This is a genomic window from Spirochaetota bacterium (genome assembly GCA_038043445.1).
In the GTDB taxonomy this organism is placed as follows: domain Bacteria; phylum Spirochaetota; class Brachyspiria; order Brachyspirales; family JACRPF01; genus JBBTBY01.
In genome coordinates, this window is record JBBTBY010000144.1 from 1 (window position 1) to 10,291 (window position 10,291).

The 10,291-nt window shown below is 53.9% G+C and carries 5 protein-coding genes; 4 read left to right on the forward strand and 1 reads right to left on the reverse strand.

What is annotated here, in order from left to right; all coding sequences use genetic code 11:
• Positions 1–136 precede the first annotated feature (136 nt).
• On the forward strand, positions 137–2,845 hold the full coding sequence (locus tag AABZ39_18720) for a glycosyl hydrolase-related protein (protein MEK6796814.1): 2,709 nt from the start codon (positions 137–139) through the stop codon (positions 2,843–2,845).
• Here the strand turns inward: AABZ39_18720 and AABZ39_18725 are convergent.
• Positions 2,842–3,810, reverse strand: a complete 969-nt coding sequence (locus tag AABZ39_18725; GenBank protein ID MEK6796815.1) for a kelch repeat-containing protein — start codon at positions 3,808–3,810, stop codon at positions 2,842–2,844. The two genes, AABZ39_18720 and AABZ39_18725, sit on opposite strands and share 4 nt — an antisense overlap.
• Positions 3,811–3,979: 169 nt before the next feature.
• Here AABZ39_18725 and AABZ39_18730 point away from each other — a divergent pair, with 169 nt between their 5' ends.
• The 3 genes from AABZ39_18730 to AABZ39_18740 form a co-directional block, all read left to right on the forward strand.
• Entirely contained in the window at positions 3,980–6,778 is a 2,799-nt protein-coding gene (locus AABZ39_18730; GenBank protein ID MEK6796816.1) for a hypothetical protein, read from the forward strand.
• A 59-nt stretch (positions 6,779–6,837) separates the two neighbouring features.
• Entirely contained in the window at positions 6,838–7,653 is an 816-nt protein-coding gene (locus tag AABZ39_18735; GenBank protein ID MEK6796817.1) for a sugar phosphate isomerase/epimerase, read from the forward strand.
• An 88-nt stretch (positions 7,654–7,741) separates the two neighbouring features.
• A partial coding sequence (locus AABZ39_18740; protein MEK6796818.1) for a beta-galactosidase occupies positions 7,742–10,291 on the forward strand: 2,550 nt, incomplete at its 3' end.

Consider the following 10,291-nt stretch of genomic DNA (forward strand, 5'->3'; position numbering starts at 1 on the left):
AATTAAGGATATCACAATTATCCTCGCTTGACAAAATCGTATCATCTCTGTGGTTTTTCTTTACCCTAGGTGAGGCTCTGGGTTATTGACGCGCACTTGCATTTCAGGTACGATATTCGAACCGGAGGTGGGTAACATGACGATACATTATCTTTCATCGACACACTGGGACCGTGAGTGGTATCAGACATTTCAGGGCTTTCGGCATCGCCTTATCGATATGGCGGAAGGCCTTGTGATTCACCTGGAGCGCAACGCCGATTATAAGGAATTCCATTTCGACGGACAGACGATAGTGCTTGAGGATATTAATGAAATCAGGCCGGATATCACCGCCCGTATCGATGCGCTTGCGAAAAAGAAGCGCGTGCTCCTCGGTCCCTGGTACTGCATGCCCGATGAATTCCTTGTTTCCGGTGAGGCCTTGATACGCAATCTCATGACGGGTCATCGCATTGCGCGTGAGCATGGCGCGGATGTGTGGAAATTCGGCTATCTCTGCGATACGTTCGGACATATCGCGCAGATGCCGCAGATACTTGCCGGTTTCGGCATACACGCAGCGCTTGTCGGCCGCGGTACGAACGAACACACCACAAAACCCTTCTTTCTGTGGGAATCGCCTGACGGAACGCGTGCCATAACAAACAAGCTCCCGGATGCCACTGGTTATGGCGATATGCAGACGGGGGTGTTCTCGTCTAACGATGTCTGCATGGACGAGGCGCTGTTCAAGGAAAAAGCGAAGGCGCACATCGATGCGCGTATCGCACGCTCGACGATACCCTCTATCGTGCTCATGGATGGGCTCGACCATATACCGGTGCACGCACATACGATGACCTATGTGCAATGGATACGCGAACTCTATCCCGATGCCGCTGTCGTGCATGGAGGGATAGCGGCGCTCATTGACGGTGTTGCGCGCATGGAGAGCAAGCTTGATACGAAGAAAGGCGAGCTGATTGAACCGGCTCGTGATGTGGGCGGCTATGACTATCTCATAACGAACACGCTTTCGTCATATTATCCGCTTAAGAAAGCGAATGATGAGATACAGGCACGGCTGGAACGGGTGACATCGATGCTCATGGCGCACAACGCCGCCGTCGGTGACACGAAGCTTCGCCCCTATTACGAATTGGCATGGAAATCCGTGCTGCAAAACCATCCGCATGATTCGATATGCGGCTGTTCCATCGACCGTGTTCATGAGGACATGCGATATCGCTTCGCGCAGGCGAACGACCTTGCCGGCATTGTAGAAGATGATCTCAGGAAACGGGACATCGAATTCGTATCGGGGGAGAAGGCGACGGAGGAATTCTTTCGCGCGGGGAAAACGCATCCGAACGGTGAGCTTCTCTTCCGTGTTTTCAATCCGCTTCCTGTCGAACAGGGCGATGTGTTCTCATTCACCATCGATATGCCGACTTCGTTCTCAAAACGTTTCGCCGAACCGTTCGGGTATCAATCGAAGAACGCATTTACCATCGAGGATGAGGACGGGAAGATCCTGCCGTATCGCATCACGGATATCGTGCGCAATCGTCTCTCACGTGTTCATAATCAATTCACGAAACGTTCCGATGCATGTACGGTAACGCTTATGGCGACACTGCGTGCGAGCGGATGGACGTCATTCATCGTAAAGCCGTCCGCTGTCCCGGTGCGAGACATGCGAACGCTCATGACGGGGCCGTATTCGGCGGAGAACGAATATCTATCGCTTGCCGTTGGGCGTGACGGCACACTTGTCGTGCGCGATAAAAAGAATGGACGTGCATATTCCGGACTCCCGGTATTCGCTTCCGACAGCGAGATAGGCGATGGCTGGTTTCATGCATCGGCCGTCGGCGGGGCGACAGCATATGACGGTGCCGCAGAAGTGTCGGTGATAGAGAACTCATCGCGGGTGACGTTTCGTATCATAAGGAAGCTCATCGTCCCTCAACGCATGCGCGCGGAGGGCAGCATACATCAGGAATATGCCGGCATCCATGCGTCGGAAGAGAAGGTCGTTGTGCCGATAACCGTGGACATTTCTCTTGACAGCGGCTCACGGCTTCTTCGCATGAAGGTCATCGTAGAGAACACCGCCTGCGACCATCGGCTGCGTATGCTTCTGCCGACCGGTATGCGGGGGGATTATTTCGCGTATCAGGCGTTCTGCTTCATCGAACGGCCCGCGGGTCGCATGTTCGGCGATACATCGTCGTGGAAAGAGATGGAACCCATCGAAAAGAACTGCTCGAACATCGCCGGCAAACGAGATGCGAACGGCGGCATCGTGTTCTTCGCAAAGGCCGGTATCCATGAGGTCGCTGCTTTTGATGATGCGGCCGGCACGATGGCGTTCACGCTCCTCAGATCATTCCGCAGAACGGTCATGCAGAACGGCGAACCGAACGGTGAGCTTCCCGGAGAGCATGTATTTGAGACGGCGCTCTATTTCAGCGAGGCGGGCGAATCGTACGGCTCCATCTATCGACGATACCTGTCGTTCGCAACACCGCTTATCGCGCATACGCTCCCTGCTCCGGAGGGAAAGCCGCTCGATCGCTCGTTTATTTCGATCGAGAGCGAGGATGTTGTCGTGAGCACGGTAAAACACGCGGAGGACGGCTCACAGGGTAATACGCGAGCAATTGTCGTGCGGCTGGTGAACCTGTCAGATATTGCATCACCCGCGGAATTGAAATTCCAAGGACGGGTCGCGAACGCTTGTCTGGCAATGCTGGATGAGGCAGTGACCGACGGGAGACCGGCAGTACGCGGAGACACCGTGGCCCTCTCGGTCGCGCCATGGAAGATAGTCACGCTCAGGGCAGTGGTAGAACGCTAATTCCCTCCCCAGACATCGTTCACAAATGCGCCGGGGAAGTTCGTGCCACACGGAACGATGAGCCGCCCGTTGAGCGATACCGCACGGTGAAAATAACGCGGTGTGAACGGGGCGTTCGCGGCGAATGTCCAGTTCGTCCCGTCTTTTGAGTACCACACATCGTTCGTCGCAGAGATGGATGTACGGCCGCCGATAACTACGATATACCCGTTATGTACGACTGCGGCGTGTCCGTATCGCGCCATGAACGGCGGGTTTGGGTTCGCAAGCGTCCAGAGATTGCCGTCGGATGAGCTCCACACATCGTTCGCGCCATTACTGGCATTCGTATCGCCGCCGATGATCCACATGCTGTTATTAAAAACAACGGCACCGAAATGTGTCCGTTTGTAGAATGCAGGGTTTGCGTTGACCTGCGTCCAGGATATGCCGTCGGTACTGCTCCAGACCTCATTTGTATACATCGCGCTTGAAGATCCGCCAATAATGAACATTTTACCGTTGAAAGTGAGGGCGCCATAGCCCTGCTTGTTCGTAAAGCTGGCATGCGGCGTCACCATATTCCAAGATGATCCGGAGAAATTCCATACATCATTCGTTTCCGGAGGGTTTGATATTGCACCGCCGATTATCCATATTCTGTCATTGAAAACGATGGGCGTGAAACTCTCTCTCCCCGCGAAGGGAAAAGAAAAGACATTCTGCCATGCAGCACCGTCCGGTGCGGTGTATACCGAGGAGTTGAAATTTTCTCCGCCGAGCAGCCATACCTTGTTGTTGTATACGCATAGTCCGTATTTCGCGCGATATGAATACATCGGAGATGCAGTAAGAAGTTTCCAGTGCGATCCCGGGACATAATTCACACTTCCGGGATCGAACGGATTGTTCCGGTCGGTCTCAGGGTAAAAGCAGCTTATCATGCTCATTATGCCGAGCGCAAGCGCTATGTTTCGGATCCGCATGGGTACCCCCCGGGAATGTGTTCGCCGACGACTGTCGATGACAGTATATAGCAAATAGGGTGTTCCGTCAAAGCCAATATCGCATTACGGCAGTATTCGTCCGGCGGATCGATTTTGACATTCGAACGGTTTGCTATTATATTAACCCATCACAAAAGTTCCGGGACGTATGAAGATAAATCCGATATCGATCTATAACAGGATCGTGAATGCGATGAGCTTCAATGCCAGGCTTCGCAGCGTATGGGAAGAGCTCAATAATGAGATCCGGCACCCCGTCGATCACGATATGCTCCCGTCGCATCCGAACGGTTTCATGAAGCAGTTCAAGAAGCGCCGGCTTTCCATTGCCGACGCATATCTGACGATAGCGAACGATCTCGATTCCGAGCAATACCGCAAGCGCCTCAATGCGCTCACGCTCCTTACCGAGCAGGCGGCGCATTCAAAAGCGCTCACCATGCCGCTCAATGCCGCACGCGTACAGATAGCGCTCATGAAGGAAGCCGTAAAAAGCTCGAACGACAAGCGGCGCCAGCTCGAGCTCATCAGGGATTTTTCGGTCTCATCGTTCGGGCAGCCTCTTTTCATACGGCGTTATCTGTCGGAGCTGCATCTCGTCGAATCGCCCGAGTCGGGCAAGCCGCTGAAAGCGCTTTCGATGGGGTTCGATCACCATGTGCACGATAATTCGTCCTACGGGCGCAAGACGCCGAGCCAGCTCATCGTCGATGCGTTCATCAAGGGAATATCCGAGCTGACGATAGCGTACAACAGCGTGAGCCATCCCGAGATGATCGACGAGGCGATAGAAGCGGGCGCCATCATGGGCATAACGGTCAATATCGGGCTTGAGTTCAGCGCCGGTGTCCGCGGCAGGCGCTTTCATTACATGTATCTGTTCCCGCCGTTCACCGATGCCGCGGCGTTCCGTTCGTTCCTGAACAGGAATCGCGCGAACCTACGAACGCTCATCGACGGACTTGCGCGCAATCAGGAGAACCGGATACAATCGATACGAAAGCTCATAGGGAATTTCAATTCCTCGTTCCTCGCATCGGTCAATGAAGGGTACGAGAAGAACAGCATCTACTATCTGGCGCCGCTTGATCTTTCCGATCTGAACGACATCATCCCGCTCAATCATGCGACGAGGATGCATCTCGGCGAGCTCCTGTTCCGGAAGCTCAAGCCGGTGCTCTACCGGCGCATGATGCTCCAGAAAGTGCAGAAGGCGAACGCCTCCCGCCAGCGCCGCGACGGAGAGATCTCCGAGTGGGAGTACAACAGCATCGCGTTCCGCTATGCCGAGGCGAAAAAACGGTTCCGGGAACTCCTGCCGGAGGAATTGCGGCTCAAGTATTTCTCCAATCCCGCGCTCTTCGAATACGATACGGTCTTTCGGGATATAAAGAGGCTTTCCGGACAGCTCGTAAGGACCGGCGGCAGATTGAAGATGATACATCCCCTTGAGCACGGTTTTGCCGAAGCGGTGCGTACGATAATGAACGATCACAAAAGCCTTGATTATGTCGAGGCGTACAACATGTATGATCGCGGGAACCGTGAATACGGGCTTCTGGTGCAATTCTCGAATTTCATCGAGGCACTGAACACCGGTTCAGTCGAAGTACTATCGGCGTTTCTGAAGGAGAATGGCGTGAGCATCGCGCCGCGTCTTGTCAAGGAATGCGCCTCTCGCGCGGCGGACCATACGATCATTCCCGCCATCGGCAGCGATTCGACCGGGAGGAGCACGGTCATTCCCGGCATGGGATTCATCTTCGAGAAGGACATACAGCGGCGGCAGCGTGCGCAATTCCTGAGGGACCACGTATCGATACCGCGATCGATCTCCGCGCTCATAGCACATGCGGGAAAAAAGACGCCGGAAGGTTCCGCGCCGAGCACGATCGTCAGCATGGGTAAGACCATCGAGGATATTTCGCGGCATGACGACGATAAGGAGCATCCGATACTGCCGCATCGCGCCTGGCGTTATCTGAACCCGCTCATCAAGAACATCGTCTATATTGCGATAGGGTTCACTCCGGCGTTCCTTGCCTTCTTCCATACGCGGCCTGCCGGTGCGGCATACACGTTCGCGCTCGCGTACGCGGCATTGTGGTTCGCCATCACGGGGGGGCGCAACGCCATCGTTGATATCATCGCGAGGGGAGGGAGCCCGCGGCTGTGGAGCACCAAGAGCATCAATTTCGATAATCTTGCACGCTCGCTCTTCTGGACAGGGTTCTCCGTTCCGCTCTTGAGCATCGTTAAGGTATCGTTCGACGGGATTTGGCCGCTCGCACATACCGGCATGCTGTATCAGGTGACGAAGTTCTTCTGCATCTGCATCGTCAATGGAAGCTATATCTTCACGCATAACATGATACGCGGTTTCGAGCTGCCGACGGCACGGATGAATTTCTTCCGCAGCGTGCTTGCCTGGCCGTTCGCGACCGTGACCGGTCCCATCGGCGACTTTCTCGTGATACCGAGCGTCGTGCTCGCGAAATTCTGGTCGGATTTCATCGCCGGCATCATCGAGGGTTCGGGGAAATTCCTTTCCCTCGTCAATGTCCGTAAGCGCAATCTCCGTGAGATATTGCCGCGTGTCCATTCCCGCGATACGGCAGCGAGGTACATCGCGCTCATCGACCTTATGTACATCTTCTCCACCGATCCGCGGAGCAGGACATCGCTGCGGGAGCTTTTGCTGCACAAGTTGAACATCTACGAGAAGCTGTCGTCCATGGTGACCCGTGAGCGGGACAGCGCTACGTCAGGGACCGATGACTTTCAGGCGCTGAACGCATTCTTCTCACTGAAGGAAAATTGCGTCCGCGTGACGGATTTTATCCTGGAACGGTTCGAGCCGAAGATGGCGACGCCGCTCATCGTAACGGTCATCGGATCGTTCGGTGAATTCGCGAAATGGCTTTCGCGGCATGCGCCGGAGCGATGATGTGTTCGACAGTGCTATCATGCGGTAGTCGCGCGTATCGATCATAGGAGGAGGGACGTATGCTTCACATCGGGATGTGGACGAGCTATTTCATCGATCTTTCACCGGAGGACATGGTCACGACATTCGCGAGGAAGGGCTGGTATCATCTGGAGCTTTCCGACGAGCATGGGAAAGCGCTCCTCGACCGGGGAACTTCGCCCGAGGCGACAGGGCGATCCTTCAGAAAATATGCTGCTGACCACAACGTCGTGTTCCCGCAGGGGCATTTGTGGCTTACCTGCAACATAACGGCGGACGACGGCGGGAAAACGCTTGATGCGCTGAAACGATGGCTCGATCTTTTCAATGCTATAGGCATTACCGCAGCAGTGCTTCATCCTGCCGGCGGTCCGATGTCGAAGCCCGGCACGACACCCGAAGGCTTTTCGGAAAAGAACATTGCCGCACTGAGGATATTGACCGATCACATTGCGGGAACTCCGTTGAAGATCTCGCTTGAGAACGGAGGCTCGGCAGAGCCGCTTCTCGCGATGATCAATGCCGTGGGTGATAATAATCTGGGAATATGTCTCGATACGGGGCATCTGAACCTGTTCAAGGGTGATCCGGCGGAATTCATCAGAAAAGCAGGGAAGCATCTTACCGCGCTGCACATCGCCGACAATGAAGGTCAGAACGATCAGCATCTCATGCCGTTCGGGCGCGGGAAAGTGCCGTGGAAATCATTCATAGATGCCGTAAAGCAGATAGGGTATCAGGGACTGTTCAATCTCGAAATTCCCGGAGAGAATATGTGCCCCATTACGGTACGGCTTATGAAGCTTGATTACATACGGCAGACAATGGCCTACATGATGAACGGAATGGATTGATCTTTTTCAGTGAAATACAGCGGATTTGACAAAACGCGGGCGCAGTATTATACTTTCACTTATTAACGTTAATATAAAGGCGGTTCCAATGAAATCTAAGGCATTGCGCGGTATTGCCATTCTATCCGGTGCCGTACTGTTAACCGGTTCGATATCATATCCGCAATCCGTTAAGGATACTGTCATGAAGATATATGCGAAGAGCGATAAGATCATTTCTTCGGTCGTTCGTAAGGATGTGCCTTATTTCGGTCTTGGGGTGACGGTCGCCGGTGCGAACGGAGATGCCTATGTGCCCTCGAAGCTGTTCACCTTTCTCATTGCATCAAAGAAGGATACGGCGAGCGCCAACAGCACGCAGATAGCACTTCGCAACGGCAAGGCGTATGTCGGGCTCATGAAATTGGATACGGCAAAAATCCCTTCGGATGTTGACGAAGCATATTTCACGTTCCGTCCTACATATTTTGATAAATCAGCGGGATACTCGATAAGCTTTCACCGAGTACTCACGCCGTGGGATGCAGCCGCAACTTGGACAAGACCAACGACCGCCGGCAATCCCTGGGACGGTATGAAGAGCAGTGTTGATTACGATCCGCAGCCCTTCGCGCAATACAGTGCCGATGCCGCAGTGAAGTCGCCGGCCTTTGCCGCCGGATTCGCCGCTGCGTTGAAAAAATGGGCGAGCGGTGAATGGGTGAACGATGGCTTTGTCATGATGATCAGCGGCGATGCGATACAGATGAACATGAGTACGGAAACGAATGCGAAAAAAAGCTCGACGCCCGGGCGGGCGGACTCCGTCGTGCTCGACGGGGCCACATCATATGCCCTTACGATCAATGATGCCATGATCAATAATCTGCTCATAGAACGCAAGGACCTTATCGATATGTCATTTATCCTGAAGATCGCATCCATCGATGGTGCTGTCGGGGACGCTGCTCTGGATCTTTTCCGGGTGACGCAGAATACCGATTCGCCGAAAAGCGCACTCGATGCGACTCCGTTCATATCGATTCCAGTGAAGTCGCTCGTGCATGGCGATAATTCCCTTTCGTTCACAAGCGCGGCGGTGCAATGGCTGAATGGTACGTGGGAGAATTACGGTTTCGTGATGAAAATACGTGCTGCAGGATCCGCGCCGCGGGTACGGGTAATGACCGCGGCGTACGATATTGATCCTGCGAAAAAATCATCGTATTTCCTCATGAATTTCCATTCACGGGAAAGCATGCAGATATTCGGACAGGACATTGTGCCGACGCCCGGTGTCTATGCGCATACGGTGAACGGAAAGATATATTATGGCGATAAGCGCCTGCGTCTCTGGGGTGTATGCCGCCACGAGAGTGAGAATCTTTTTACGGCTGAACGCATCAAGCGGCTTGGTTTCAATGCGGTGCGAATATGGGGTCCGCGGGAAACGGGATGGTACGACGATACATCGATAAAGACCCTGACCATGGCACCGTCGGGAGAGGGGACTGGCACCGCCGTTGACCGGTATGATCGTTTTTTTGCAGAATGCAAAAAGCTCGGGATGTTCGTTATGTTCCCCGGTCTGCACAGCATTCGCTTCCCCGATGCGCTGTTCGCGGATGATTGTTTTCTCCGCGGTAACGGTTCTGATTGGCAGGAGTGGAAATCGGCCATCGTTGAATCAAGAAAGGCAGGACTTGATAATAGGCATTATAGCTTTTTTGACGAACGGATGAAGCTGTACTTCTTCAACAGCGCAAAGAACGTCCTTGACCATGTGAATCCCTATACCGGGAAGCGGTATGCTGATGACGAGGCCATCTGCATGTATGAAGTGAATAATGAGAACGGGTTCATCCAGTGGATGCTCGTTGCCAATCGCATAGAAAAGATGCCGGCCTATTTCAAGAAAAAGCTCATGAAGCGCCGGAGCAGCTGGCTCAAAGCGAAATATACCGATGACACTGCCGTCGTCCGCGCGTGGGGAAACGTTCTCCCGGGGGAATCGCTCGCGACAGCATCGTATGCGCTTGCGCCGGTGGCATCCGATGCGGCTAAGTATTCGAAACAGCGCGGCGATGATTTCGTTGAGTTCATGGTTTCGCTTGTCGTGAACTATAATAGGGAATTCATCGAGATGTGCCGCAGCATGGCGCCGAAAGACATAGGCATAAACACGGCACCGTTCATATCCGACACGGAATTCATGAAGAACATCCCCTGGCTGTACGCGAACGCTGCCGTATCCGACGCGATATCGTTCGGCATATACAGCTTTACGTTATCGTCGTCTTTGACAAAGCCACCGGCATTCTATATCGTCGATCATCTTACCATGAAGGATAAGGCGACGGTGATCTATGAATTCAATGCCGGGCGCCCGAATCCCTATCGCACTGAGTGGGCGTACAAGATGGCGCTCCTGGCTTCCTGGCAGGATTGGGACGGTGCGTTCTTTCACTACTTCACCGAGCCTCGTGGTCATGGTCCTAAAACAGGCGAGGATGCGATGTCGCATGAGGAATTCCTTGCGTCAAAGCAGTGGACGCCTGAACCGGGCAAGCCGCAGTCTGCATCCGATGCTTCATTCGGTGACGGGGTCGATCCTGCGAAATATTCAGCGTTCGCCGTTGCGGGACGAATATTCCTTTCC